Here is a 26,829-nt window from a genome sequence, read left to right as displayed (position 1 = left end):
GGAATATATGAACGAGGTGAAGGATATGACGATTCAATGGTTCCCCGGTCACATGGCCAAAGCACGGCGGGAAGTTACAGAAAAATTAAAGTTGATCGATGTCGTGATCGAACTTGTCGATGCACGTCTTCCAATGTCGAGCCGTAACCCGATGGTCGAACAAATCACGGCAGGTAAGCCACGATTGATCGTCCTCAACAAAGCGGATATGGCGGACAAACGAGTGACAGAACAGTGGATGCACGCATTACGGGCAGATGGTGTTGATGTCGTCGCGGTCGACGCGAAGCACAATAAAGGATTGAATCAAATTCATGAAGGTGCTTTACGACTAATGAAAGAAAAACATGCACGAATGCGGGAGAAAGGTCGGAATCCGAGTGCGATTCGTGCCTTGATCATCGGCATTCCAAACGTTGGGAAGTCGACACTCATCAATCGACTCGCCGGTCGGAACATTGCGATCACGGGTGACCGCCCAGGTGTGACGAAACGCCAGCAATGGATCAAGATGAAGACAGGCGAGATGGAATTACTCGATACACCAGGTATCCTCTGGCCGAAGTTCGACGATCAAGTCGTCGGGTATCGGTTGGCAGCGACAGGAGCGATCAAGGATGATATCTTAAACATCGATGATATTGCGCTGTTTGCCCTTCGTGAGCTAAAGACGCGTTATCCGGAGCAGTTACGTGAGCGTTATCGTCTCGACGAAGTATCAGGAGAAGCGGTTGATGTACTCGAAGCCATTGGTAAAAAGCGCGGATTCGTTTCAGGTGGCTACGTCGATTTCGAACGGACGAGTGAAATGCTTCTGCATGAACTACGGACGGAAAAGCTAGGGCGTGTGACGCTCGAAACAGTGGAAGAATGGGAAACGCATGCATAACGGACTTGGACATCCTTCGATGTCCAAGTTTTTTTCAAAGGAGCGAAACAGATGAAGATTACGGAATTAAAGGAACGTCTACACAACATCACGATCGAGGAGTTTTCACAATTGAAGCAGGAACTCGCATCGGACGCGCGAAAAGGGGTGCATACACTGTTTCGTCAGACAGAACGACGATTTGCCCTCGAAGAGCAACAACGGATCGATTTCAAGGAGCGGTTCACGTTTGAAGAACAGTATCATCAGCAAGGATATAGACGGATTGCCGGAGTGGATGAAGTGGGACGGGGACCGCTTGCTGGTCCAGTCGTCGCGGCAGCTGTCATCTTACCAGAAGGGTTCTATCATCCAGGCCTAACGGATTCAAAACAAATGAGTAAAGTACAACGACAAGCGGCATTTAAACACCTACAAGACGTTGCAGAGATTGCGGTCGGCATCATCGAACCAGCTGAAATTGACGAGATCAACATCTATCAAGCATCGAAACGGGCAATGCAAGTCGCGGTTCGTCAACTCAAACCTGAGGCCTTGCTGGTTGATGCGATGACACTCGACGACGACACACCACAACTCTCTCTCATCAAAGGAGATGCGAGAAGTGTCTCCATCGCTGCAGCAAGCGTCGTCGCAAAAGAGACACGAGATGTGATGATGGAACAATACGCGATCGAGTATCCGGGATACGGATTTGAAACACACGCAGGTTACGGGACTGCGACGCATTTACAAGCGCTTGATACACTGGGCGTCACACCGATTCACCGAAAAACATTCCGTCCTGTCAAAGAACGTCTCTAGGAGGGATCGAGCATGCACATCGAACATCGTGCCTTACTACCATTTAAAATCATCGATCATGCGAACTTACCGTTACGGGAAGGCGCAAACATCGTCGGCAAAGTCTTAAAACTGTTGCCGGACGGATTAATGGAACTACAGGTCGGTCAACGCGTCTTGACGGCAGGGACGACGGCTGAACTAAAAGAAGGGAGCATGTATCGCTTTCAAGTCGTTTCAGCAGAAGGACAACCGGTCTTAAAAATCATCTCGACTGAGTCTGTCCCGCAAAAATCAGCATTACCCCAGTTACTCGATTCCTTTTTACAGCGCCAGACGGTACCGACTGCGGAAACACGGGAACTACTAAGGCAAATCGGTCAACCCGTGACGGAAGGAGAAGCGAAGCAGTTAAAACACGCTCTTACTGAACTCGTTCAATTGGCAAAGGGCGACGAGGCAGGTCGATCGCTTGATCGAAAGACGAGTGATCAAATTTTAGCGCAACAACTCGTTCAAGCAACAAATGAAGTAGGAAAAGGAGTATATTTATTTCAATTACCTCAATTCGGACCTTTCGAAGATGTTGATCTCATGATGGAAGCACCGTTCGAACGAACGTTTGATCCAAATCATGCCCGTATCGTCTTATACTTACAATTACCGACGCTTGGTGAGGTCGCAATTGATGTCTTGATCGTAGACCGGAACGTTTCGATTTCCGTCTTTCATCCAAACGCACACGTCAATACGTTCATGCAAGCCTATACGCCTCAGATTCAAGCACGACTCGAGGAACAGGGCTATGCGTTGACGCGATTCGATTGGGTCGAACAGACGAAAGAACGCATACCACATGATATCTCGACGCGTAATGGAAGGGTGGATCTCCATATATGAAAAAAGCGATTGCTCTATCATACGAAGAACAAATGCATGCGCCGAAAGTCGTCGCTAAGGGATCAGAACACATCGCGGAACGGATTTTAGAAGAGGCATTAAAGCACGATATTCCGATCCGGCAGGACGAAACGCTGATGACGTTACTGGATGCTGTTCAAGTATCAGAACAGATCCCAGAAGAACTATACGGTGTCATTGCCGAATTATTCGCCTTTTTATATCGTCTTGATCAAGATGGAATTCTGAAAAAATAAAGCTTTCGGTCGATAACGATAGACAGCGCTTCCAATTTTAACTACAATGAAAGAGCCGAAACTAAAGGGGTTAAGGGGGATTTTTTCATGAATGTACATGAGTATCAGGCAAAAGAATTACTTCGTTCGTACGGGGTACCCGTACCAAACGGAATCGCAGCCTTCACCGTCGAAGAGGCGGTCGATGCATCAGAACAATTGTCAGGCCCGATTAAAGTCGTCAAAGCTCAAATTCACGCGGGGGGACGCGGTAAAGCAGGTGGCGTCAAGCTTGCGAAATCGCAAGAAGAAGTGAAGGAATATGCGACGGAGTTACTCGGCAAAACGCTCGTCACGCACCAAACAGGTCCCGAAGGAAAAGTCGTTCAACGTCTTCTCGTCGAAGAAGGCTGTGCGATTGATAAAGAATACTATCTTGGAATCGTACTTGATCGTGTGACAGGACGTGTCGTCATCATGGGATCAAGCGAAGGTGGTATGGACATCGAAGAGGTGGCGGAAGCGACACCGGAAAAAATCATTAAAGAAGTCGTCGATCCTGCAGTTGGTCTTCAAGGATTCCAAGCGCGTAAACTTGCGTTCGCAATGGGTGTTCCTGTGAAGCTCGTCAACAAGTTCGTCGGTATGGTCACGAAACTTTATAATTTCTTCGTCGACAAGGATTGTTCAATCGCAGAAATTAACCCACTCGTTACGACGAAGGATGGCGAAGTTCTCGCGCTGGACGCGAAGTTGAACTTCGACTCGAACGCATTATATCGTCATGCGGACATCGTGGCGTTACGTGATGAAACAGAAGAAGATCCACGCGAAGTCGAAGCATCGAAGAGTGATTTGAACTACATCGCGCTCGATGGAAATATCGGCTGCCTCGTCAATGGTGCTGGTCTTGCCATGGCAACGATGGATATCATCAAACACTTCAGTGGTGATCCTGCGAACTTCCTTGATGTCGGTGGTGGTGCGACGAAGGAGAAGGTAACAGAAGCCTTCAAACTGATCTTGTCGGATGAGAACGTTAAAGGGATTTTCGTTAACATTTTCGGTGGAATCATGAAATGTGACGTCATCGCAGAAGGTATCGTTGCGGCGACAAAAGAAGTCGGTCTCGAATTGCCGCTCGTCGTTCGTCTTGAAGGGACGAACGTTGATGCAGGAAAACAAATTCTCAAAGATTCAGGTCTAGCGATTACAGCAGCTACATCAATGGCAGACGGCGCAGAAAAAATTGCTGCGCTCGTGAAGTAAGGGGGAGCTAAAGATGAGTATTTGGGTGAACGAATCGACGAAAGTCATTATTCAAGGGATTACAGGTAATCAAGGGATGTTCCATGGTGAACAGATGATCGACTACGGAACAAACCTCGTAGGTGGTGTCACACCAGGAAAAGGCGGTACGGAAGTACTTGGTGGTGTTCCGGTCTTCGATACGGTCGCACAAGCGGTCGACAAAACAGGTGCGAACGCATCGATTATCTACGTGCCACCAGCATTCGCAGCAGATGCGATCATGGAAGCAGCAGATGCGAACATCGCATTGATCATCTGTATCACGGAAGGTATTCCAGTTCTTGATATGGTTAAAGTAAAACGTTACCTTGAGGGCAAGCCAGTTCGTCTTATCGGACCAAACTGCCCAGGCGTCATCACTCCAGGTGTCGCAAAACTTGGTATCATGCCAGGATACATCCATACACCGGGACATGTCGGAATCGTTTCGCGTTCTGGAACGTTGACGTATGAAGCTGTTCATCAATTGACGACGGCAGGCATCGGTCAATCGACAGCTGTCGGTATCGGGGGCGACCCAGTCAATGGAACAGACTTCATCGATACGCTAAAAGCGTTCAATGAAGATCCAGAAACAAAAGCCGTCATCATGTTAGGTGAAATCGGTGGAACAGCGGAAGAAGAAGCGGCTGAGTGGGTCAAAGCGAACATGACGAAGCCAGTCATCGGTTTCATCGGTGGTCAAACGGCTCCTGCCGGTAAACGGATGGGTCACGCAGGTGCGATCATTTCCGGCGGTAAAGGAACAGCTGCTGAAAAAATCAAGACACTCCGTGCAAACGGAATTGAAGTGGCAGAAACACCAGCTGTCATTGGTGAGACGTTAATCCGTGTCATCAAAGAAGCAGGGATCTATGACGAGTGCGTGACGAACAGCACAGTCAAATAAATCAAAAAAAGAGCTGTCCTGATCAAATCAGGACGGCTTTCTTCTATATAAATAAGAAGCTTAAAGAAGGAGCGTTGATCTCATGAATCGAGAACTGTATGTCCGCTTCGCCATGTGTCAGGTACCATATCCGATTGTTCAATTGATTGAACGGTTCGGAATCGTTCCAAGTCATGAATTACCCGTTTCAAATCGGCTTCGAAAACGATATGAACAGGCACTGCAACTTGATCGGATCGAAGAGTCGATTCTAGTCAAAGGAGATCCACTGTTTCCAACCGTACTACTGACGATTCCTCAACCTATCTATGCCCTCTTTTACCGCGGTGATCCGTCCCGCCTAACTCTTCCACGCATCAGTATCATCGGTAGTCGAACTCCCTCACCGCAACACCTTTCCCGCATGCATTTTCTACAACCCTTCTTTCATCCAGATCTCGCCACCGTTTCCGGAGGCGCATATGGCATCGATGCCCTCGTCCATCGTCTATCCTTAAAACATCAACAGACAACGATTGCGGTTCTTGCCGGCGGACTTGATCGTCTATATCCTACTTCCCATGCTGCTCTTTTTGAACGTATCTTCTCGAATGGTCTTCTTCTCTCCGAATATCCACCTGGCACACCCATTCAAAAATTTCAATTTCTAGAACGAAATCGGATTATTGCCGGATTGTCCTCGTCGTTGATCATCGTCGAGGCAGCAAAACGAAGTGGTACGATGAACACAGCAAGTCACGCACTCGATCAAGGAAAAGATGTCTATTGTTTACCGGGATGTCCGACTGAAACGTTCTTTGCCGGAACGAATCAATTGATCGCAGAAGGAGCGATTCCACTCCTTGATCCGGAAGAAGTTTCAAAAACTATTCGGCTGAACGTTGACAAATGGGAATCGAGACTACTATGATAAGTGAGATTAAAATACGAGTACGCCTCTAATAGGGAGCGATTGCAATGGCAAAATATCTAGTAATCGTCGAGTCACCCGCTAAGGCAAAAACCATTAAACGTTATCTCGGATCCAACTATACCGTGAAAGCGTCGATGGGGCACGTCATTGACTTGCCGAAAAGCCAAATGGGAGTCGACGTCGAACATGACTATGAACCGAAATATATCACGATCCGTGGTAAAGGTCCGGTCTTAAAAGAACTCAAGACAGCTGCGAAAAAAGCACAAAAAATCTATCTCGCAGCCGACCCCGACCGTGAAGGGGAAGCGATCGCATGGCATTTAGCCAAAGCATTAGGCGTTGATGAATCAACAGAGTGCCGCGTCGTTTTCAATGAAATCACGAAAGATGCCATCAAGGATTCGTTCAAGCGACCACGCAAGCTCAATTATGATCTTGTGGATGCACAGCAAGCACGTCGTATCTTGGACCGCCTTGTTGGTTATAGCATGAGTCCGTTATTATGGAAGAAGATCAAAAAAGGTTTATCTGCAGGACGTGTACAATCGGTTGCCGTTAAGATGATTATCGACCGGGAACAAGAAATCAATGCGTTCATGCCAGAAGAATACTGGACGATCAAACTCGAACTCGATGCAAACGGTGAAAAGCTCGAAGCAAACTTCTACGGAGTCGATGGTAAGAAACGTGAACTTCATTCGCAAGAAGAAGTCGATCAAATCTTGAATCAACTCTCAGAAGACTTCACAGTTGATTCCGTCACGAAAAAAGAGCGGAAACGGAATCCAGCGTTACCGTTTACGACTAGTTCTTTGCAACAGGAAGCAGCACGTAAACTGAATTTCCGAGCGAAGAAGACGATGATGATCGCACAACAGCTATACGAAGGAATCGAGATCGGAAAAGAAGGTACGGTCGGTTTGATCACGTATATGCGTACCGATTCAACACGGACGTCTGAATCGGCGAACCTCGAAGCACACGGGTTCATCGAGCAGGCGTATGGAAAAGAATACATCGCAAGTGAAAAACGCAAAGAAAAGAAATCAGCGAACTCACAGGATGCGCACGAAGCGGTTCGCCCGACTTCGACAATGCGTGAACCACAACTCGTTAAATCGTATCTATCGCGTGACCAATTCCGTTTATATAAACTGATCTGGGAACGATTCGTCGCAAGTCAGATGGCGCCAGCAATTCTCGATACCGTCAAAATCGACCTTGTCTCAAACGATGTTATGTTCCGTGCGAACGGATCAACTGTTAAATTCCCAGGCTTCATGAAGGTTTACATCGAAGATACCGATGATGAGGCCGTCACCGACGTCAAGGAAGGATTACTTCCTCCACTTGATAAAGGGGAAGAGTTGAAACAATCAGCAATCGAACCGAAGCAACACTTTACTCAACCACCACCACGTTATACGGAAGCGCGTCTTGTCCGGGCGATGGAAGAACTCGGAATTGGTCGTCCGTCGACGTATGCGCCGACACTTGATACGATTCAAAAACGGGGTTACGTGACGCTTGAAGAGAAGAAATTCTTACCAACGGAACTTGGTGAACTCGTCATCGATATGATCAGCGACTATTTCCAAGAGTTCATCACTGTCCAGTTCACGGCAGACATGGAAGCTTTACTCGATGCGATCGAAAAAGGCGACATGCAGTGGACGGAAGTCGTCGATCCAATCTATAAATCCTTTGCGAAACGTCTGACACGAGCGGAAGCAGAGATCGAGAAGATTGAAATCAAAGATGAACCAGCTGGAGAAGATTGTGAAGTCTGTGGTCATCCGATGGTCATAAAGATGGGACGTTATGGTAAGTTCATGGCGTGCTCGAATTTCCCAGAGTGTCGTAACACGAAACCGATCCAAGTCGAGATTGGTGTGAAGTGTCCGACATGTGGAACCGGTGATATCGTCGAACGACGAAGTAAAAAAGGACGTTTGTTCTACGGTTGTTCGAACTATCCGGAATGTGAGTTCGTTTCGTGGGATAAACCGGTCGAAGAACCATGTCCGGTATGTAGCAGTATGATGGTACAAAAGAAAATCAAGAACGGTGTGAAAGTAGAATGTACATCTTGTGGACATCATGAAACACGCATCGATCAGGAGCAAGAGGAGGAATGACCGTTGAAACGTGTAACGGTAATCGGCGCGGGACTTGCAGGTTCTGAAGCAGCATGGCAACTTGCAAAACGCGGCGTACAAGTAGATTTATATGAAATGCGGCCAGTCAAACAGACACCCGCGCACCATACAGACCAATTCGCAGAACTCGTCTGTTCGAACTCACTTCGGGCAAATCAGCTGACGAACGCAGTCGGTGTATTAAAGGAAGAAATGCGTCAGCTCGATTCCTTGATCATGAAGGCGGCAGACTTAGCGAGCGTCCCAGCAGGTGGAGCACTTGCTGTCGATCGGCATGACTTTGCAGGATACGTGACGGAAACGTTGAAAAACCATCCGAACGTTACAGTCCACCATGAAGAAATCGAAGCGATTCCAGATGGTCCGACGATCGTTGCGACGGGTCCGTTGACGAGTGCGGCATTATCGGAATCACTTAAACAATTCACAGGCGAAGATTACCTGTACTTCTTCGATGCAGCGGCACCGATTCTCGACGGGGATACAATCGATCGTGAGAAGGTGTACCTAAAATCGCGTTACGATAAAGGGGAAGCTGCCTACTTGAATTGCCCAATGACGGAAGAAGAATTCCAACTCTTCTATGACGAGCTAATCAATGCGGAAGTCGTTCCGTTGAAGGAATTCGAAAAAGAGATTTACTTCGAAGGATGCATGCCTTTTGAAGTACTCGCTTCTCGTGGTCCGAAAACGCTCTTATTCGGACCAATGAAGCCAGTCGGACTCGAAGATCCGAAAACAGGAAAACGACCATATGCTGTCGTTCAACTGCGTCAAGACAATTCAGCAGGGACACTGTTTAATCTCGTCGGCTTCCAGACACATTTAAAATGGGGCGAACAAAAGCGGATCATTCGTTTGATTCCGGGTCTTGAAAATGCAGAAATCGTCCGTTATGGTGTTATGCATCGTAACACGTTCGTCAACTCACCGAACTTGTTGAAACCGACGTATCAAACACGTACGCGTGACGACTTGTTCTTTGCTGGTCAAATGACAGGGGTCGAAGGATACGTCGAGTCAGCAGCATCCGGCTTGACTGCCGGAATCAATGCGGCGCGTCTTGTTAACGAGGCAGAACCGGTTGCATTCCCGCAAGAGACGATGATGGGTGCAATGTCGCATTACATCACGACGACGGAGGGGAAAAATTTCCAGCCAATGAATGCCAACTTCGGTTTGGTTCCGGCACTTGTCGGTCACCCGGTTCGGATGAAAAAACCAGAGAAGTATGCGCTCTATGCAGAGCGAGCGCTTGAAGCGATCAAAGATTTCACGGATATGTGATTGTTGATGGGGAGAAAGGCGTGATTCAGCGCTCTTTCTCCCCATTTCTTAATTTGTCATAAAAGCGTGATAATTTCGTTAATTTTTCGGTTTTTGGTCTATTGTCAGACTACTTGGTCTGTGCTATGCTAAGGGCGATTCGAGAATGAAATGGTCAGAAGGGGGCGCATTCATGGGGATAGACACTGCTTTTGAGCGACTGCTAGAAGATTTCATGCGGTATGTTCATATTGAACGTCAATTATCTCCGAATACAGGTCGCTCTTATGATCAAACACTTCGACAATACGCCGCTTTTTGCCGCGATCATCAATTACGATCGATTGAATTGGCAAGTGCACGGCGTTATTTGTATGCTCTTTACGATCAGGAGCTGGCGCGAGCAACGATTGCGCAAAAAGTTTCCTGCCTCAAACAATTTGGTCGTTTTTTGACACGTGACACCGATGAACCTAATCCATTCGATGGATTAAAAGCACCAAAACGACAACAAGGACTTCCGACATTCCTTGTCCCAACGGAATATGAACGTTTCCTCGATGCATTTCGATCGAGTGATACGCTTGGTAACCGGAATGTCGCGTTAGTGGAACTTTTATATGCGACGGGTATGCGAGTCAGCGAGGTCGTTCAACTGGATCTTCGTGATCTCGCAACTGATCATTCCTACGTCCATGTGTATGGAAAAGGTGGGAAAGAGCGCATTGCGCCAATTGGAACCTTTGCGAAAGATGCATTAGAACTGTACTTACCATCACGAGATCCAGTTGCAGGTCATGAGCAAGCATTGTTCTTGTCTCATTCAGGACGTCGATTGACGACGGATGCGATTCGGAAAATCATGAAAAAAGGGGAACAACTCGTTGGGAAACATGTGACACCCCATGCGCTTCGTCATAGTTTCGCGACGGATCTGCTAGAAAGAGGAGCCGATTTGCGAGCGGTCCAGGAGCTACTTGGACATGCATCTCTTTCGACGACCGGTCAGTATACACACGTAACAACGGAACGATTACGACATGTTTATCAACAAGCACATCCTCGTGCCTAAGGGAGGAAACATTGATGTTTCATGCAACGACGATTTTTGCGATTCAACATAACGGACAATCCGCGATGAGTGGAGACGGACAGGTGACTTTCGGAAACCAAGTCATCATGAAGAAAAGTGCGAAAAAAGTACGGCGCCTCTATGGTGGCAAAGTCATTGCCGGATTTGCTGGAAGTGTCGCGGACGCGTTTACACTCTTTGAAAAATTCGAAGCGAAGCTTGAAATGTATAACGGGAACTTACAACGGGCAGCTGTTGAACTGGCGAAGGAATGGCGAGGCGATAAGATGTTGCGTCAACTAGAAGCACTCTTACTCGTCATGGATGGAACACATCTGTTACTTGTATCCGGAAACGGAGAAGTCATCGAACCGGATGACGGCATTCTTGCGATCGGTTCAGGTGGTAATTATGCGCTTGCTGCAGGTCGCGCGTTAGCTCGACACGCAAGTCATCTCACGGCAGAAGAAATCGCTCGTGCGGCGCTTGAGACGGCTGGAGAACTCTGTGTCTTTACGAACGATCAAATCATCTTAGAAACGATCGGAGGCAATGACCATGCATGAATTGACGCCAAGACAAATCGTCGAGAAGTTGAATGAACATGTCATCGGACAAGCTGATGCTAAACGTGCGGTGGCGATCGCTTTACGTAATCGATACCGTCGACAATTACTCGATGCATCGATGCGGGATGAAGTCACGCCAAAGAATATCCTGATGATCGGACCTACCGGTGTCGGAAAAACAGAGATTGCGCGACGTCTCGCGAAACTCGTCCGAGCGCCGTTCGTCAAAATCGAAGCGACGAAGTTCACGGAAGTAGGATATGTCGGTCGCGACGTAGAATCGATGGTACGAGATCTTGTGGAAGCGTCTCTACGTCTTGTCAAAGATGAGAAAAAAGAAGCGCTTAAAGATCGGGCGGAGGCAGTGGCGAACGAACGAATCGTTGATGCGTTGTCTGGCAAAAAAGCGTCATCTGGTCTCGGTGGTGGAACGAATCCGTTTGAGATGTTGTTCGGTGGGAACCAAAAGCAGCAAGAGCCAGATACATCGGAAGCAACAGCTGATCGTTCGCTACTCCGTCAGCAATTGCTGACAGGTCAACTCGAAGATCGAATGATCGAGGTCGATGTTGAAGAACGTCAAGTTGATTTATTCTCCGGACAACAAGGCATGGAGGGGCTCGCAAATCTTCAGGATATGCTTGGACAAGTCATGCCGAAGAAAACGAAGAAGCGCCAGCTCACGGTTAAAGAAGCACGTCCGATTTTGACCGCAGAAGAAGCGGAACGATTGCTTGACTTAAATGAAGTTCATGACGAAGCGGTCCGCCGTGCAGAACAAATGGGCATCATTTTCGTTGATGAGATTGATAAGATTGCGACAAAGGGACATGATTCAGCAGGTGTTTCACGAGAAGGTGTTCAACGAGATATTTTGCCGATCGTTGAGGGATCGACGATCGTCACGAAATATGGACCAGTCAAGACGGATCATATCTTGTTTATCGCTGCCGGTGCATTCCATATGGCGAAACCGTCTGATCTAATTCCTGAACTCCAAGGTCGTTTCCCGATCCGTGTCGAACTCGACAGTTTGACGGAAGATGACTTTGTTAAAATTTTAACTGAACCGAATCAAGCATTACTCAAACAATATAAAGCATTACTAGGGGCAGAGCACGTTCATGTCACCTTTACAGAAGAGGCCATTCGTGAAATTGCACGGATTGCTGCACAGGTAAACGATGAGACGGATAATATCGGAGCGCGGCGCTTGTATACGATCATGGAGCGCGTACTTGAAGAATTATCCTTCGAAGCAGCAGACATGCCTGAAACGGATGTAACGATCACGCCACAATACGTGACGGATCGTGTTGGAAAAGTAGCAGATGATCGAGACTTAAGTCAGTTCATCTTATAAAGTGGAGGAAGAAAAAATGAATTTATTGGCGAAAACGCGGAAGCTGAATACGATGTTACAACAAGAAGCAAGCACACATGTTGATTTCAAGGTCATGGCTGATCGGCTCAGCGAAGTCATGGAATCGAACACATTCATCGTAAGTCGACGCGGTAAGTTACTAGGTATCGCAATTAAGCAACAAATCGAAAATGACCGGGTCCGTGGTTTCTTGGAAGAACGCCAATTCCCGGAAGATTACACGAAAAAATTATTTAACGTCACTGAAACGACAGCAAACATTGCCATCGATAGCGAACACACGGCATTCCCAGTCGACAACCGTGATACGTTCGAAACGTCGAAAACGACGATCGTACCAATCATCGGTGGTGGAGAACGCCTTGGTACGCTTGTCCTAGGCCGTATGGTAGAAGATTTCAACGAAGAAGATCTCGTGCTTGCAGAGTATGGGGCGACAGTCGTTGGGATGGAAATCCTTCGTGAGAAGGCTCATGAAGCGGAAGACAAGGCACGTAAGAAAGCAGTCGTTCAGATGGCGATCAATTCGTTATCTTATTCAGAACTCGAAGCAATCGAACATATCTTTGAAGAACTCGAGGGTAATGAAGGACTACTTGTCGCTTCAAAAATTGCCGATCGTGTTGGTATTACGCGTTCTGTTATCGTCAATGCACTTCGTAAACTCGAAAGTGCAGGAGTCATCGAGTCACGTTCGCTTGGTATGAAGGGAACGTATATTAAAATCTTAAATGATAACTTCCTATATGAATTAGAGCGAATTAAATCAAACTAAAAATAGAAAATGGCTATTAATAAATAAGAGACCTAGTAAAGTACTAGGTCTCTTTTGTTTGACTAGGTATTATTTATCATTTTTATAAGAAAAGGGAATAAAAAACAGAATATTAGCATCTCATTACCCTATTTTTCAAAAAACTTCTTTTCAAACATTGACCTATTTGTTTCAATTATTTCAGATGTGTTACTAATGACTTAATATTTGTCGCAAATTCGAATACTAGTTCCATGAGTGGAGGAAAGAACATGAATTGGTTAGGGTCTGACTACAGTTTGATGACGCAAGCCGTCAATCGAACGGTCATGGCACAAGAAGTTATTGCTAAAAATATCGCGAATGTCGATACACCGGGTTATAAGGCGAAGCGAGTGGCGTTTGGAGATGTTCTCGATTCAGAGATGAAGATGAGCCTAAAACGTCATGCAACAATCGGAACGACTGGTAGTATCGTCGATCGACCAAATACGATGCGTAATGATGGAAACGGTGTCGATATCGATCTTGAGATGTCTGAATTATCACGCAATCAAATTGAGTATGAGGCGCTCGTGGAGCAATTAAATCGTAAGTTCTCGGGTATCCAGTCTGTCATCCGGGGAGGAAAATAATCGATGAGTATGTTCAATGACTTTCATACATCTGCGTCTGGGCTTACTGCCCAGCGTTTACGACTGGATACTGTCTCAGCAAACATCGCCAATGCTCAAACGACACGTGGTGAGCTTGTCAACGGTCAATGGCAACCCTATGCGAGGAAACTTGCTGTTTTAAAAGAAACTGCTAATGGGGTCACGGTCAGCGAATTGAAGAAAGATCCTGAACCGTTCAAATTAGAATATAATCCGACGCATCCAGATGCGGATGAACTTGGATACGTCAAGATGCCGAATGTCGATCTATTGAAAGAAATGGTCGACATGATGGGAGCGACACGTTCTTACGAAGCGAACGTAACGGCCTTAAATGCAACAAAAGCGATGCTCGTCAAAGCGATGGAGATCGGTAAATAAATAGAGGAGATGACGGGATGGCAATTCAACCTATTCAAAACATGCAAATGGTCTTACCCACTCAGACAATCGCGAAGACGACACCAAGTGATTTCAGTGAGGTGCTCAGCGAGGCGATGAACGGACTGAATGCAACACAGCAAGCCTCATCTCAAGCGCGTGTCGACCTAGCGACAGGGAAGACGACGGATCTACATAACATCATGATTAAAACAGAAGAGGCATCGCTTTCTATGCAACTCGCCCTTGAAGTCCGAAACAAAGGCATCGAAGCATACCAAGAAATGATGCGTATGCAACTGTGACTGTTAAGGAAAGCGTGGGAGATGTTGAATGAACGAACGAATAAAAGCTCGATTCGGAGCTATGAATACGACATGGAAAGAGTGGTCACTTGCGAAAAAAGCGATGATTCTTGGAAGCATCGTCGTCGTTTTAGCAGCGTTGATTGTCGCCATTATCTGGTTATCTAAACCAACGATGACGCCACTTTATTCGAAATTGTCACCTCAAGAGGCAGGGCAAGTAACAGAAAAGCTAAATGAGGATGGAATCGCGTCGGAAGTCGTCAGCTCAGCAAACGGTGTGACGATTCTCGTTCCGGAAGCAAACGTGGAAAACTTGAAAGTCGAATTAGCAACGGCAGGTATTCCGAAGTCTGGTCAGATTGATTATTCCTTCTTTAGTGAGAATGCTGGATTTGGTACGACAGATAAAGAAATGAATATTCTTGAACGCGATACGATGCAGACAGAACTTGAAAACTTGATTACACAAGTTAACGGGATCGAGTCTGCAAAAGTCATGATTACTCTTCCAGAAAAGAGCGTCTTTCTCTCCGATGAAAAAGAATCTTCAACGGTTTCTGTCGTCTTGACTTCTAGTGCGGGTAGTAATCTGAACAATCAAACAGTCCAAGGTCTTTACCATCTGATTGCAAAGAGTATCCCGAACTTAAAAGAAGAAAATATTACGATCATGGATCAGTACTTTACGTACTACGAGCCAGGTAACGCTACGCAAACAGCGGGCGGGACAGATCCGATGGCGCTGAAAAAAACGACGGAAAACGATTTACGTAAACAGATTCAACAAATGTTGTCTGTCGTTCTCGGTCCACAAAAAGCGCTCGTTTCGGTTACGGCAGATGTCGATGTCACGAAACGTCAGGAAGAACAAAAGCTTGTTGAACCAGTAGATCCCGATAAAATCGAAGGGATTGTCACATCGGCAGAAAAAGTAGCAGAGGCGTATACAGGGTCTGCGAATGCCGGAACAGCAGGTACGGGACAAAATGAGACGACGAACTTCCCAGCAGGTACTGGAACGACCGGTGATACGAGTGAGAAGACGCACGACATCATCAACTATGAAGTCAATCGCATCACGAAACAGATTACAGGTGCTCCTTATGAAATTCGGGATTTAGGAATTCAAATCATCGTCGAGCCGCCAAAAGGTCAAAATCAAATCGATCCGCAATTACAGACGGATTTACAAACGATGATGTATTCCATCATCCGGACGTCGTTAACGAAGACGGATGCGAAAACGACGCTGACGGATGCAGAACTTGCTAATAAAGTCGTTGTCATGTCTCGACCGTTCGCTAAAACAACGACGGCGACGAAAACGACGACGGCGACACCGATGTGGGTATGGTTCGCACTTGGTGGTGCAGCAATCCTCGTCATTGGAGCAGTCATTCTCCTCATGCGTCGACGGAGAGCGAATGAAATCGAAGAACTTGAGGAATGGACGCCGATCGAAACCGAAATTCCTGAACTCTCAACAGAAGATACAAGCGATGGTGCAGTCAAACGCAAACAGCTTGAGAAACTCGCCGCGTCTAATCCGGATGAGTTCGCAAAATTATTACGTACTTGGTTAGCGGAGGATTGATGAGATGAAGAAGCTAGAAATGAACAGTCGTGAAAAGGCTGCGATTCTCATGATTTCGTTAGGTCCTGAAGTCGCTGCCAGTGTATATAAACATTTATCGGAAGAAGAGATGGAATGGTTAACCCTTCAAATCTCTAGCATGAAACGGATTGATCCAGAAGAGAAGTTAGTCGTCCTTGATGAGTTTCATGAACTAGCGATGGCGCAGAACTATATCACGCAAGGTGGAATCGGATTTGCTAAATCTGTCCTTGAAAAAGCACTTGGCGAAGAAAAAGCGATGGAACTCATCTATCGCCTGACGTCGACGTTACAAGTCCGTCCGTTTGAGTTTGCACGCAAGGCAGATCCGAAACAGCTTCTGAACTTCATTCAAAATGAACATCCACAAACGATCGCACTTGTTCTTGCCCATCTCGATCCTGCAAAATCAGGTCAGATTCTCTCGGAGCTCCCGGCAGAAGCACAGTCCGATGTAGCAAGACGGATTGCGACGATGGACCGGATGAATCCGGAAATCATCAGCGAGGTAGAACAAATTCTTGAACGGAATCTATCACAAGCAGGGATGCAAGATTTTGCTCAATCGGGAGGCATCGAGGCTGTCGTTCAAGTATTAAATGGCGTCGACCGCACAACGGAACGAACGATTCTCGATACGCTCGAGATTCAGGATCCAGAACTTGCGGAAGAAATCAAAAAACGGATGTTCGTCTTCGAAGACATCGTCACACTCGATGCGCGGGCGATACAGCGAATCATTCGCGAAGTCTCAAACGAGGATTTACTATTGGCACTCAAAGTATCGTCAGACGATGTCAAAGACATGGTCTATCGCAACATGTCACAACGGATGGTCGAGTCGTTCAAAGAGGACATGGAATTCATGGGTCCTGTGCGTCTCCGAGACGTCGAAGAAGCTCAAAGTCGAATCGTCGGAATCATCCGCCGCTTAGAGGACATGGGTGAGATCGTCGTTGCTCGTGGTGGAGGAGATGATATTGTTGTCTAACGTCATCAAGAGACAAGCAGTAATTGAACGACAGGAGCGAACGCTCGTGCAGGTTCGGACCAGTCAGGAAGAGCCTACGATCGTTCCAGATACATTCTACGAAGAGAAGATGGCAGAAGGACACGCTGAGTTAGAGCGCCTTCGACAGGCGATGCTCCTAGATTTCGAACAGCGTCAACAGCAGTTCGAGCAAGAACGCCTTCAAGCGTTAGAAGAAGCACGTCAACAAGGGTATCAAGCTGGATTTGAAACAGGACATGCGGAAGGACAAGCAACGTTTGAAGAGCAGATTGCCAAAACGAATTCGTTTGCTGATCGCCTAGAAGAGCAGAGTCAAGAACGATTGATGCGACTAGAACATGAATTATGTGTCCTCGGACTCCAAGTGACACATCAATTTTTAGAACAGTTACATGATGAAGAGGAAGAAGCGTTATACCAATTGTTACATCAATTGATCATTCAGTTCCGCGATCGTGAAAAAATCATCATCTATGCGTCACCGGCGGATTTTGAACGGGTCGTGTTACTTGAAGAACGACTACAAGGCGTTCTAGGTGCCAACGCAACGATTCAATTGCGATTTGATCCAGCGTTAAAGGCACGTGATTATCGGATTGATTCGGAGAATGGAGCGATCACTGGCGGTTTAACCAGTGGCTTTGAAGCATTGCAAACCAAAATCAATGAGGTTTTACATCATGTTTAATCTCAATGCGATGCAGGCCGCGGTTCGAGAAATTCGCTCAGAAGAACTTGTACAGCACTCTGGTAAGGTCGTCCAAGTGATCGGGTTGATGATCGAATCGCGAGGACCGACAGCAGTGGCAATCGGTGAGCGGTGTTTAATCCAAATCCAACAACGTCAGACAATCGAAGCAGAAGTCGTCGGATTTAGAGAAGGGCATGTCCTACTCATGCCATACGGTGAAACGACATCGATTGCTCCAGGCTCGATTGTTCTTGCGACAGGAAAACCACTCCACGTTCCAGTAGGGAACGAACTGATTGGTAAGGTGCTTGATGGTCTAGGAAGACCACTAGATGGTGAGTCATTAGAAAATTTACGCACGACATCGATCGTTCGTAAACCACCTAGTCCACTCGAACGTCCTCGCATCAGTGATGTTCTCTCGACTGGCATCCGTGCCATTGATGGACTGTTGACAGTCGGTCAAGGACAACGTGTGGGTTTGTTCGCAGGATCAGGTGTCGGAAAATCGACATTACTCGGGATGATCGCGAAACGATCGACAGCAGACATCAATGTCATCGCTTTGATTGGTGAACGAGGACGTGAAGTCAAGGAATTTGTAGAGGCAGAACTTGGTGAAGAGGGGATGAAACGATCTATTTTAGTCGTAGCAACGAGCGATCAACCTCCACTTGTTCGTCTAAAAGGTGCCTATACGGCAACGGCAATCGCTGAATATTTTCGAGATCAAGGGAAAAATGTGGTCTTGATGATGGACTCAGTTACTCGTTTTGCGATGGCACAGCGGGAAATCGGTCTTGCAACAGGTGAACCCCCTGCGTCGAAAGGATATACACCAAGCGTATTCGCTCTGCTTCCTCAGCTACTTGAACGGAGCGGGAAAACACAAGACGGTTCGATTACTGCTTTCTACACAGTCCTCGTCGATGGAGACGACATGAATGAACCAATCGCCGACGCCGTACGAGGGATCTTAGACGGTCACTTCGTTCTGGATCGTAACCTTGCGAACAAAGGGCAGTTCCCAGCGATTCATGTCTTACGGTCCATCAGCCGTGTCATGAATCAAATTACGACATCTGAACAAAAGACCGCTGCTGTCGCATTTCGACAATTGTTATCGACGTATCTCGATTCGGAGGACTTAATCAATATCGGAGCATACAAAACAGGAACGAACCCGGAAATTGACCGTGCCGTCGATACATATCCGGAGCTGATTCGTTTCTTGAAACAACAAATTCATGAAGACAGTGATTTCGAAGCGGCTTGTCATCAACTCATGGCAACGATTCAGTAAGGAGGACGAATGATGAAGACGATCTATGAACGAATCATTCCTTTAGCTGAAGCGGAGAAGGATCGCGTCGCTAAAGAACTGAGCCTTCATAAAAAGCAATATGAGCTTGAAGTCGAAAAATTATATCATCTGCTCGTTCGATATGAGTCCTTTCTGAAGGCACAAGATGAGATTGGCGTCGTGGAACTGACGTCTTCGCAATATCGAGAACGCGCTCGGGATGTCGTGAAGCAGGAAATCGAACGACAGCAATTGTACGTGACACAATCGAAAAATCGTTACGAACGTACACAAGAAGCACTCGAACGAGCGTTAATCGAAGAGAAGAAATTTAGTCGTCTCCAAGAGAATCATACAGTCGAAACGAAACGAATCGAAGCATTGACGGAACAAAATCAATTAGATGAACTGGCATTGTTACAGTTTGGAAGAGGACGGATGATATGAGTGAAAATAAAACATCAAAAGGGTGGATTTTACCTTTATTGGTCATTCCTTTGATTTTAATCTTGTTGACGGCTTATTTCGTATTGAATTATGCGAATGGACGTCCACTACTATCCTTACCGTTCGCAACCGAAAAAACGACTACGAATCAGGCGAATCCATCAGCAGAACTCGAACGTCGTCTGAAAGTAGCGAATCAAGAAATCAAAAAATTACGCAATCAAAGTAAGGAACAATCGGATACCTTAAAAGCGAAAGAGCAGGAAGTTGAACGTTTGATTGCTGAGAGGGATCAGTTAAAACAGACACCTGCGCAAACAACGGATCAAACAAAAACGACGAAGAAAAAAACAGCATCCGTGACGGATGTATATGCTGAAATGGCACCAAAGGATGCTGCGCTGATTTTAAATGAACTCAGTCCGACCGAAGTCGTACCAATCATCGAGGACATCGATGCGGAACAACAGGCGGCGATCATTGCCAAGATGGATGCTAAGAAAGCAGCCGCCTTGACACAGTTACTCGCGACGAAGTAAGGAGGGAAGCCTGATGAACATGACGGAAGTAACACAACCATCCTTCCCGACCTTAAATACAGGATCAGGAAAAAAAGGAGAGATGACTACGGTTGGTGGTCAATTCGCCTCATTACTTGATTATCTGACAAAACTGCCGACGGCGTTACCGTCATCAGTCTCAGCGGATGCGATGACACTCGAGCCGGAAACGGAGACGCAACCCTTACCGGACTGGATGCAACAACTTGTAGACCAGCCGGATGAGATTCTCTCCTTACTGAAACAACCAGAAGTAGAGGCGTTAAAACAAGACCCAAAGAAAATGGAGCAACTTCTAGCGTTCGTCAAACAATTGCTCGAAGGAAATATGGAGCAGGCGAAAGGTCAGTTCGATCAATTGCCACCATCACTTCAACAGTTCGTCTTGCAGACAATGACGAATGATACGATCAAAGTAAAAGATTATGACACGAACATGTTAAAGCAGTCGCCAGTTTCAACAATGGACGGAGTGGTTTCTGCGATGCCAGTGAAACAGACACTCCCGCAAACTGGTTCTGTTGTCGAAACGATCAAGCCGGACATTGTAGCTGTAGCCGAGCAGGCAAAAGGAAAAACACCGCTTCCGTTAGCATTCGCTTCACTCATGCGAAAAGCGACCATGCCCGTTGATCCAGAAGGAAAAGCCGCACCGCCTCCGATGAGTATGCCGATTTACAGAGGCACTCCGTTGCAAACGATTCGTCCAGTGCCGCTACCTGTCTCAGAACAGATTCAACAACGGATTGAAGCCGCACTGCAGCAAGCACCATTCATAAAAGGTGCGGATGGGTCCACACGATTGTCGATTCGCCTGTACCCAGAGCAACTTGGTGAGGTTGTCGTTCAACTCGATCGTAAAGAAGGGGCATTGACTGTCAAACTATTTGCGAGCACCGAGCAAGCAAAACAATCAATCGAGCAACAACTTGGGAAATTACAAACCGTCTTGCATCAACAGACACCAGTCGTAAAGATCGAGACGGGGATGATTGCTTCGAGTGCGCGGGAGTTCCAACAATCTTTCACACGTGATCAGCAGGAGCATGAGTCACCGTATCAAGAGACACCCGTTCCAGTAGACGAAGAAGAGGAGGAAGACGATGACTGACGCAATCAAAACGGATAGTAGTTCATACCAGCTTCCTGAAAAATCACAGGTACCGACGAATAAAGCGATGGATAAGGATATGTTCATGAAAATTCTGATTGCCCAGCTTTCGAATCAGGATCCAACAGCACCGATGGAAGACAAGGATTTCATCGCTCAAATGGCCCAGTTTTCTTCGCTGGAACAGATGCAAGCAATCGGGAAGACGATGGATACGATGGTCTTGAACCAACATGCAACAGCATTGCTGTCCTACAGCAATCTGATTGGTAAAAAAGTCAGTTATGAAGCGGAGTCGAAGACGACGGATGCTTCAGGTGCTGAGCAGACGACCACCGTCGAAGAGACAGCCAGTGTCGTTAGTGTAAAACGGGATGGGCTGGATATCATGGCCGAACTATCGAACGGAAAACAGATCAGTGTTTACGAGTTGACGCAGATTCAATCAAAGGAGGAAAAATAATGTTACGTTCAATGTATTCAGGAATCAGTGGGCTTAAGAACTTCCAGACAAAACTGGATGTCGTCGGGAATAACATCGCGAACGTCAACACGTTCGGTTATAAAAAAGGACGGGTGACGTTTAAAGACCTCGTCAGTCAATCGGTCGGCTCATCATCTGGTGCAGGCGGCAATGTCGGTGGGACGAACCCGAAACAGGTCGGTCTTGGAGCATCGATGTCAACAGTCGATAATGTGTATAACCAAGGTGCGCTTCAGAATACAGGTCGCGTCCTCGATGTCGGGATCTCTGGGGAAGGATTCTTCCAGGTCGTCACGGCGGAAGGGATTCGTTATACCCGTTCAGGTAACTTCTATACGGATCTTGATGGAAACTTAGTTACAGGTGACGGAAACTACTTAATCGGTACCGGGACACAAGCAGCTGCAAACGGTACTCCGCCAGTACCACTCCCGGAAGCAGGTGGTGCAGGATTCCAAAAACTAAAAGTACCAACGGATGCACGTAACTTATCGATTGGTAAAGACGGTCTCGTCACTTACGTCGATACGACGGGAGCATTGCAAAACGTCGGTTATATCACGATCGCGAACTTTGCTAACCCGGGTGGTCTAGAAAAATCAGGTGTCAACGTATTCGCCGCATCACAGAACTCAGGTCCACCGGTACTCGGAACACCGAGCTTGAACGGAATGGGACAGTTGACGTCGGGAACGCTTGAGATGTCGAACGTCGACTTATCAGAAGAATTCACGGAGATGATCATTGCTCAACGTGGTTTCCAGGCGAATACACGAATCATCACGACATCGGACCAGGTTCTTGAGGAACTGGTCAATTTGAAACGATGATCACGTTAACGACGTTACGTAACGCACCACTCGTACTGAACGCCGTGTTGATCGAATCCGTCCGTTCTACACCGGATACGACGATTCAACTCATCGGAGGACAGATTTATGTCGTGAAGGAATCAATGGAAGAGGTCAAAGCAATCGCAATCGCTTTTTATCAACAAATCGGATTAGCGGGCTTGAACAGTGTAAGGAGGCTCGAAGATGGCCGAGGAAAAGAAGAAGAGTAAACTGAAAATCCCCTTGATCATGATCATTGTTGCAGCATTGATGATCGGGGCAGGATACATGATCATGAATTATTTTTTAGCAAATGACACGACGGAAGCAAAAGTTGAACAACCGACAGGTGAAGAACTTGATGCACGAAGTCTGCAAACGGACGACTTGACAACGAACATCGCTGACGAACGTTTCTTAAATGTCCAGTTCACGATCGTCACCGATGATCAAGCAACGCGTGACGATTTAGAATTACGAAAGTTTCAAATCAATAACATCATCTTGGGTGACCTTTCGGCTATGAAAAAGTCGGACTTAGACTCAAAAGCGGATATGGAGAAGCTTGAAGAGCGGTTACGGATGCAATTCAAAAAGCTCATCCAAGAAGGCGATGTCCAGCGTGTCTACACGACGAAAAAAATCATCCAGTGAGGTGGCAGCATGAGCGAAGTATTATCCCAACATGAAATCGATGCCTTGCTATCAGCCATTTCAAGCGGAGATATGGAAGTCGAGGAAATCCGAAGTCAAGAGGAGCAGCGTCGAGTCAAGGTCTATGACTTTAAACGAGCACTCCGTTTCTCAAAAGATCAATTACGGAATTTGACGCGTATTCATGAACAGTTCGCCCGAGTCTTGACGACACATTTTTCTGCACAACTTCGGACATATGTTCAGTTCACGGTTAATACGGTCGAACAACTTCCGTATGATGAATTCATTCATTCCATTCCGAACATGACGTTGATCAATCTAGTCAATCTTCATCCGCTCGATGGAAAAGTCTTATTTGAAGTCAATCCGAACATCGCCTATGCGATGCTCGATCGTTTACTTGGGGGACCAGGTGAAGGAATGAACAAGATCGAGAATTTGACGGAAATCGAGACACGTATACTAACACAACTGTTCAAGCGTGCCTTCGTTCAATACGGGGCAGCTTGGGAGTCGGTAACAGAAGTCGAAGCGGAATACGATGATTTGGAAATCAATCCGCAGTTTCTGCAACTGGTCTCTCCAAATGAGACAGTCATTCTCGTCTCGATTTACGTAACGGTCGGAGAAGTGAGCGGTACGTTGAATGTCTGCTTGCCGTTCGTGACCCTTGAATCCGTTCTTCCGAAATTATCAAGTCATTATTGGATGCAACAAGAAAAGCGAACGACAGCAGATAATCAAGAGTCTGAACACATGCAAACGCAGTTGATGAGTTCCGTCGTCGATTTAAAAGCAGTGCTCGGCCAAACAGAGCTTTCGTTTGGTGAATTGTTACACCTCGAAGTAGGCGATTGTTTATCCCTGAAGACACGAGCCTCGGATACCGTCGATGTATTCGTCGACGACCGGAAGATGTTCAAGGCGCGACCGGGATTAAACGGGAAACACCTCGCTTTGCAAGTCTTACAACGAATTGAGGAGGAATAACATGAGCGATATGCTTTCGCAAGATGAAATCGATGCGTTATTACGCGGAACGCCATCCACCGATGAACCGCAAGAGCCAGACGTAAAGGAAATACTAGATGACATGGAGATTGATGCATTAGGGGAGGTCGGAAATATCTCACTTGGTAATTCGGCAACGGCCTTATCGGCATTGTTGAATCAAAAAGTAGAGATTACGACACCGCACGTCCGAATGATCTCCATGGAAGAATTACGCAGTCGTTATCCGATTCCGCACGTCGCGCTACGTGTCGGTTATACGGAAGGGTTCAAAGGAGAAAACGTCCTGATCCTGACACAGCGAGATGCTTCCGTCATCGCGAACCTGATGATGGGAGGCGATGGCGTCATCGACGAGTCACTGGAGATGGACCCGATTGCTCTATCTGCCGTACAGGAAGCGATGAACCAGATGATGGGAGCAGCTGCTACCTCGATGTCGACTGTATTCTCGATGCGAATCGATATTTCGCCGCCAGCAGTTGAAATCTTCGACTTTTCTCAAGATAAGAGTATCGTCGATAGCTTTTCTCTTTGGGAGAACATGGTCATCATCGAGTTTGATCTTAAGATTGGCACGATGATCGATTCAAAAATCGTTCAATTAGCACCACTGGACTTCTCGAAACAATTGATTCAAAAACTCTTTAGCGCGAGTACGACTCAACAAGCAGAGCCTGCACCACAAGTAACGGAGCAAGCACAACCATCACCATCACCACCATCGGCGCCAGCAATGGCACAACAAACTACAGTTGCATCACCTGAACCGAAAGCAACGCCAGTCGGTGTCAGTCCGGTTCAATTCAGCCAATTAGGTGAGATGGAAGTAGAGGGTACGCCAGGAAATATTGGGATGTTATATGATGTTCCGTTGAACGTCACGGTTGAGTTAGGACGGACACGTCGCTCCGTTCGTGACATATTGGAATTGACACAAGGTTCCGTGATTGAGCTGGATAAACTGGCAGGAGAACCGGTTGACGTTCTCGTCAACAATACATTGATCGCAACAGGTGAAGTGGTCGTCATCGAAGAAAACTTCGGTGTACGCATTACAGAAATCGTAAATACAAAAGAACGTCTTCGGATGTTCTAAGGAGGAACTAATATGAGTGCAAAAGTATTAATCGTAGACGACGCCGCTTTCATGCGGATGATGATCAAGGAAATCTTATCGAAGAACGGCTATGATGTCGTCGGTGAAGCAGAAAACGGACGCGAAGCGGTCTCTAAGTACAAGGAATTGACACCGGACCTCGTCACGCTAGACATTACGATGCCTGAAATGGACGGAATCTCTGCGCTTAAAGAAATCAAAGCATTTAACCCTGCCGCTAAAGTCATCATGTGTTCAGCGATGGGGCAACAGTCGATGGTCATCGATGCGATTCAAGCAGGTGCAAAAGATTTCATCGTTAAACCGTTCCAAGCGGATCGTGTGCTTGAAGCGGTCTCGAAAACTGTCTCGTCATGAAAAAAGTGACTTTGCTGATTTGTCTCCTGTTTCTGCTTGCGCTTCCTGTGCAAGCGGAAACAGTCGAAGAAAAATTGAATCCAACTCAGAGCGATACACCAACGACTCAGCAAGTCGATGAGAGTCCTTCCATGGCGTTGACTATCTTCAAAGGAGTCGTCGTTCTCGTCGTTTTGATCGGCGGATTCATCCTTGTGACACGATTCATTCATGAACGGACACGAGGTGTGAGACATTCTGGTCGATTGACTCACCTAGGTGGTGTACCACTAGGAAAGGATCGATCCGTCCAGTTAGTGAAGGTGCAGGACAGGATTTATGTCGTAGGTGTTGGAGAGAACGTACAGTTGTTAGATACACTTGATGATTTAGAGGGATATGAGCCGATGGATCTTGAAGAGTCTTCATCTAAAACGGGATCTTCACCGTTTCTTGAGACATTCAAACAACAACTCGAACAATTGCAAAAGAATCGAGGACGCTCATGAACACGATTGAAAATCTAATCTCACTTGATACTCCTTCAGGAACGGCGACATCGATCAAACTACTCGTATTGCTGACATTATTGTCGTTAGCCCCTTCATTACTGATCTTGATGACTTGTTTTACGCGTGTCGTCGTCGTGTTGTCTTTTGTCCGTTCTGCCCTTGGAACACAACAAACGCCGCCGAACCAGCTACTCGTTGGACTGGCACTGTTCATCACGCTGTTCGTCATGTCACCCGTTTTATCAGAATTGAACACGACAGCCTTGAAACCGTATATGGCAGATAAAATCAGTCAAGATGAGGCATTTGATAAAGCTGGGGATACGATGAAGCGATTCATGTCGAAACACACGCGAACGAATGATTTAGAGTTGTTCTTAAAATACGGCAATTATGAAAAACCGAAAAAGATTGAAGATATCCCACTCGTCGCACTCGTTCCAGCATATGCGATTAGTGAATTAAAGACGGCTTTTCAAATCGGATTCATGATCTTCATTCCATTCCTTGTCATTGATATGGTCGTCTCGAGTGTCTTGATGTCGATGGGGATGATGATGTTACCGCCGGTCATGATTGCCTTACCGTTTAAACTTTTGTTATTTATTTTAGTCGATGGCTGGCACCTGATCGTTGAATCACTGCTCGTCAGTATGCGTTAGGG

Annotated in this window: 32 protein-coding genes; all 32 read left to right on the top strand. The window is 46.6% G+C overall.

Annotated features, from left to right (window positions below):
- The first annotated feature begins 25 nt into the window (after positions 1 to 25).
- Positions 26 to 889 carry a ribosome biogenesis GTPase YlqF gene (ylqF, locus tag ACY2IG_RS11045; RefSeq protein WP_035409511.1) on the top strand — a complete coding sequence of 288 codons (864 nt, stop codon included), beginning with the start codon at positions 26 to 28 and terminating at the stop codon, positions 887 to 889.
- A 51-nt stretch (positions 890 to 940) separates the two neighbouring features.
- Positions 941 to 1,693 (top strand): ribonuclease HII, encoded by a 753-nt coding sequence (locus tag ACY2IG_RS11040; protein ID WP_462617926.1) that lies wholly within the window; start codon positions 941 to 943, stop codon positions 1,691 to 1,693.
- A gap of 12 nt (positions 1,694 to 1,705) precedes the next feature.
- The gene (locus ACY2IG_RS11035; RefSeq protein WP_290775243.1) at positions 1,706 to 2,572 is read left to right on the top strand and encodes a flagellar hook-length control protein FliK; all 867 of its coding nucleotides are present in this window, start codon (positions 1,706 to 1,708) and stop codon (positions 2,570 to 2,572) included.
- Positions 2,569 to 2,829 carry an EscU/YscU/HrcU family type III secretion system export apparatus switch protein gene (locus ACY2IG_RS11030; protein ID WP_035406955.1) on the top strand — a complete coding sequence of 87 codons (261 nt, stop codon included), beginning with the start codon at positions 2,569 to 2,571 and terminating at the stop codon, positions 2,827 to 2,829. The genes ACY2IG_RS11035 and ACY2IG_RS11030 overlap by 4 nt, the downstream gene beginning before the upstream one ends.
- Before the next feature lie 87 nt (positions 2,830 to 2,916).
- A complete protein-coding gene (sucC, locus tag ACY2IG_RS11025) occupies positions 2,917 to 4,077 on the top strand; it encodes an ADP-forming succinate--CoA ligase subunit beta (protein ID WP_023468732.1) in 1,161 nt (386 codons plus the stop codon).
- A gap of 13 nt (positions 4,078 to 4,090) precedes the next feature.
- Positions 4,091 to 5,008, top strand: coding sequence for a succinate--CoA ligase subunit alpha (sucD, locus tag ACY2IG_RS11020; protein WP_035406957.1), 918 nt, complete (start codon positions 4,091 to 4,093; stop codon positions 5,006 to 5,008).
- A gap of 82 nt (positions 5,009 to 5,090) precedes the next feature.
- Positions 5,091 to 5,918 carry a DNA-processing protein DprA gene (gene dprA / locus ACY2IG_RS11015; protein WP_035406959.1) on the top strand — a complete coding sequence of 276 codons (828 nt, stop codon included), beginning with the start codon at positions 5,091 to 5,093 and terminating at the stop codon, positions 5,916 to 5,918.
- A gap of 47 nt (positions 5,919 to 5,965) precedes the next feature.
- Positions 5,966 to 8,062 carry a type I DNA topoisomerase gene (gene topA / locus ACY2IG_RS11010; protein WP_035406961.1) on the top strand — a complete coding sequence of 699 codons (2,097 nt, stop codon included), beginning with the start codon at positions 5,966 to 5,968 and terminating at the stop codon, positions 8,060 to 8,062.
- A 3-nt stretch (positions 8,063 to 8,065) separates the two neighbouring features.
- Positions 8,066 to 9,370, top strand: coding sequence for an FADH(2)-oxidizing methylenetetrahydrofolate--tRNA-(uracil(54)-C(5))-methyltransferase TrmFO (gene trmFO, locus ACY2IG_RS11005; protein ID WP_462617925.1), 1,305 nt, complete (start codon positions 8,066 to 8,068; stop codon positions 9,368 to 9,370).
- 172 nt (positions 9,371 to 9,542) lie between these two features.
- Positions 9,543 to 10,421 (top strand): tyrosine recombinase XerC, encoded by an 879-nt coding sequence (locus ACY2IG_RS11000; RefSeq protein ID WP_023468728.1) that lies wholly within the window; start codon positions 9,543 to 9,545, stop codon positions 10,419 to 10,421.
- 14 nt (positions 10,422 to 10,435) lie between these two features.
- Positions 10,436 to 10,987 (top strand): ATP-dependent protease subunit HslV, encoded by a 552-nt coding sequence (gene hslV, locus ACY2IG_RS10995; protein WP_023468727.1) that lies wholly within the window; start codon positions 10,436 to 10,438, stop codon positions 10,985 to 10,987.
- Positions 10,980 to 12,353 carry an ATP-dependent protease ATPase subunit HslU gene (gene hslU, locus ACY2IG_RS10990; RefSeq protein WP_035406964.1) on the top strand — a complete coding sequence of 458 codons (1,374 nt, stop codon included), beginning with the start codon at positions 10,980 to 10,982 and terminating at the stop codon, positions 12,351 to 12,353. The genes hslV and hslU overlap by 8 nt, the downstream gene beginning before the upstream one ends.
- Before the next feature lie 16 nt (positions 12,354 to 12,369).
- Positions 12,370 to 13,149, top strand: a complete 780-nt coding sequence (codY, locus tag ACY2IG_RS10985) for a GTP-sensing pleiotropic transcriptional regulator CodY (RefSeq protein ID WP_023468725.1) — start codon at positions 12,370 to 12,372, stop codon at positions 13,147 to 13,149.
- A 251-nt stretch (positions 13,150 to 13,400) separates the two neighbouring features.
- Positions 13,401 to 13,763 carry a flagellar basal body rod protein FlgB gene (gene flgB / locus ACY2IG_RS10980; protein ID WP_035406967.1) on the top strand — a complete coding sequence of 121 codons (363 nt, stop codon included), beginning with the start codon at positions 13,401 to 13,403 and terminating at the stop codon, positions 13,761 to 13,763.
- 3 nt (positions 13,764 to 13,766) lie between these two features.
- Positions 13,767 to 14,165 carry a flagellar basal body rod protein FlgC gene (flgC, locus tag ACY2IG_RS10975; RefSeq protein WP_462617924.1) on the top strand — a complete coding sequence of 133 codons (399 nt, stop codon included), beginning with the start codon at positions 13,767 to 13,769 and terminating at the stop codon, positions 14,163 to 14,165.
- Positions 14,166 to 14,182: 17 nt separating this feature from the next.
- Entirely contained in the window at positions 14,183 to 14,470 is a 288-nt protein-coding gene (gene fliE / locus ACY2IG_RS10970) for a flagellar hook-basal body complex protein FliE (protein WP_035406973.1), read from the top strand.
- 61 nt (positions 14,471 to 14,531) lie between these two features.
- Complete coding sequence (gene fliF, locus ACY2IG_RS10965) at positions 14,532 to 16,067, top strand: flagellar basal-body MS-ring/collar protein FliF (RefSeq protein WP_462617923.1); 1,536 nt, start codon at positions 14,532 to 14,534, stop codon at positions 16,065 to 16,067.
- 4 nt (positions 16,068 to 16,071) lie between these two features.
- Positions 16,072 to 17,079, top strand: a complete 1,008-nt coding sequence (gene fliG / locus ACY2IG_RS10960; RefSeq protein WP_035406978.1) for a flagellar motor switch protein FliG — start codon at positions 16,072 to 16,074, stop codon at positions 17,077 to 17,079.
- A complete protein-coding gene (locus ACY2IG_RS10955) occupies positions 17,063 to 17,788 on the top strand; it encodes a FliH/SctL family protein (RefSeq protein ID WP_035406981.1) in 726 nt (241 codons plus the stop codon). Before fliG ends, ACY2IG_RS10955 begins: the two co-directional genes overlap by 17 nt.
- 10 nt (positions 17,789 to 17,798) lie before the next feature.
- Positions 17,799 to 19,094 carry a flagellar protein export ATPase FliI gene (fliI, locus tag ACY2IG_RS10950; protein WP_290753250.1) on the top strand — a complete coding sequence of 432 codons (1,296 nt, stop codon included), beginning with the start codon at positions 17,799 to 17,801 and terminating at the stop codon, positions 19,092 to 19,094.
- A gap of 12 nt (positions 19,095 to 19,106) precedes the next feature.
- Positions 19,107 to 19,541, top strand: a complete 435-nt coding sequence (locus ACY2IG_RS10945; protein ID WP_035406985.1) for a flagellar export protein FliJ — start codon at positions 19,107 to 19,109, stop codon at positions 19,539 to 19,541.
- Positions 19,538 to 20,080: a magnesium transporter MgtE N-terminal domain-containing protein gene (locus tag ACY2IG_RS10940; RefSeq protein WP_056062230.1), complete on the top strand. Its 543-nt coding sequence runs from the start codon at positions 19,538 to 19,540 to the stop codon at positions 20,078 to 20,080. The genes ACY2IG_RS10945 and ACY2IG_RS10940 overlap by 4 nt, the downstream gene beginning before the upstream one ends.
- Positions 20,081 to 20,093: 13 nt before the next feature.
- The gene (locus tag ACY2IG_RS10935) at positions 20,094 to 21,212 is read left to right on the top strand and encodes a flagellar hook-length control protein FliK (protein ID WP_462617922.1); all 1,119 of its coding nucleotides are present in this window, start codon (positions 20,094 to 20,096) and stop codon (positions 21,210 to 21,212) included.
- Positions 21,205 to 21,675, top strand: a complete 471-nt coding sequence (locus tag ACY2IG_RS10930) for a flagellar hook capping FlgD N-terminal domain-containing protein (RefSeq protein WP_035406995.1) — start codon at positions 21,205 to 21,207, stop codon at positions 21,673 to 21,675. Before ACY2IG_RS10935 ends, ACY2IG_RS10930 begins: the two co-directional genes overlap by 8 nt.
- Complete coding sequence (flgG, locus tag ACY2IG_RS10925; protein WP_035406998.1) at positions 21,675 to 22,526, top strand: flagellar basal body rod protein FlgG; 852 nt, start codon at positions 21,675 to 21,677, stop codon at positions 22,524 to 22,526. Before ACY2IG_RS10930 ends, flgG begins: the two co-directional genes overlap by 1 nt.
- Positions 22,523 to 22,759, top strand: a complete 237-nt coding sequence (locus ACY2IG_RS10920; protein ID WP_035407001.1) for a flagellar FlbD family protein — start codon at positions 22,523 to 22,525, stop codon at positions 22,757 to 22,759. Before flgG ends, ACY2IG_RS10920 begins: the two co-directional genes overlap by 4 nt.
- Entirely contained in the window at positions 22,734 to 23,183 is a 450-nt protein-coding gene (locus ACY2IG_RS10915; protein ID WP_035407004.1) for a flagellar basal body-associated FliL family protein, read from the top strand. The genes ACY2IG_RS10920 and ACY2IG_RS10915 overlap by 26 nt, the downstream gene beginning before the upstream one ends.
- Before the next feature lie 9 nt (positions 23,184 to 23,192).
- Positions 23,193 to 24,176 carry a flagellar motor switch protein FliM gene (gene fliM / locus ACY2IG_RS10910; RefSeq protein ID WP_462617921.1) on the top strand — a complete coding sequence of 328 codons (984 nt, stop codon included), beginning with the start codon at positions 23,193 to 23,195 and terminating at the stop codon, positions 24,174 to 24,176.
- A 1-nt stretch (position 24,177) separates the two neighbouring features.
- Positions 24,178 to 25,296 carry a flagellar motor switch phosphatase FliY gene (gene fliY, locus ACY2IG_RS10905; RefSeq protein ID WP_035407007.1) on the top strand — a complete coding sequence of 373 codons (1,119 nt, stop codon included), beginning with the start codon at positions 24,178 to 24,180 and terminating at the stop codon, positions 25,294 to 25,296.
- A gap of 12 nt (positions 25,297 to 25,308) precedes the next feature.
- On the top strand, positions 25,309 to 25,674 hold the full coding sequence (locus tag ACY2IG_RS10900) for a response regulator (protein ID WP_035407009.1): 366 nt from the start codon (positions 25,309 to 25,311) through the stop codon (positions 25,672 to 25,674).
- Entirely contained in the window at positions 25,671 to 26,162 is a 492-nt protein-coding gene (locus tag ACY2IG_RS10895) for a flagellar biosynthetic protein FliO (protein ID WP_035407011.1), read from the top strand. The genes ACY2IG_RS10900 and ACY2IG_RS10895 overlap by 4 nt, the downstream gene beginning before the upstream one ends.
- Positions 26,159 to 26,827: a flagellar type III secretion system pore protein FliP gene (fliP, locus tag ACY2IG_RS10890; protein WP_035407016.1), complete on the top strand. Its 669-nt coding sequence runs from the start codon at positions 26,159 to 26,161 to the stop codon at positions 26,825 to 26,827. The genes ACY2IG_RS10895 and fliP overlap by 4 nt, the downstream gene beginning before the upstream one ends.
- Positions 26,828 to 26,829: the final 2 nt, after the last annotated feature.

It is taken from the genome of Exiguobacterium sp. EF_C8, assembly GCF_054956715.1.
The sequence above is the reverse complement of the archived record's forward strand: the minus strand, read 5'-3'. Positions and strand labels throughout refer to the sequence as shown.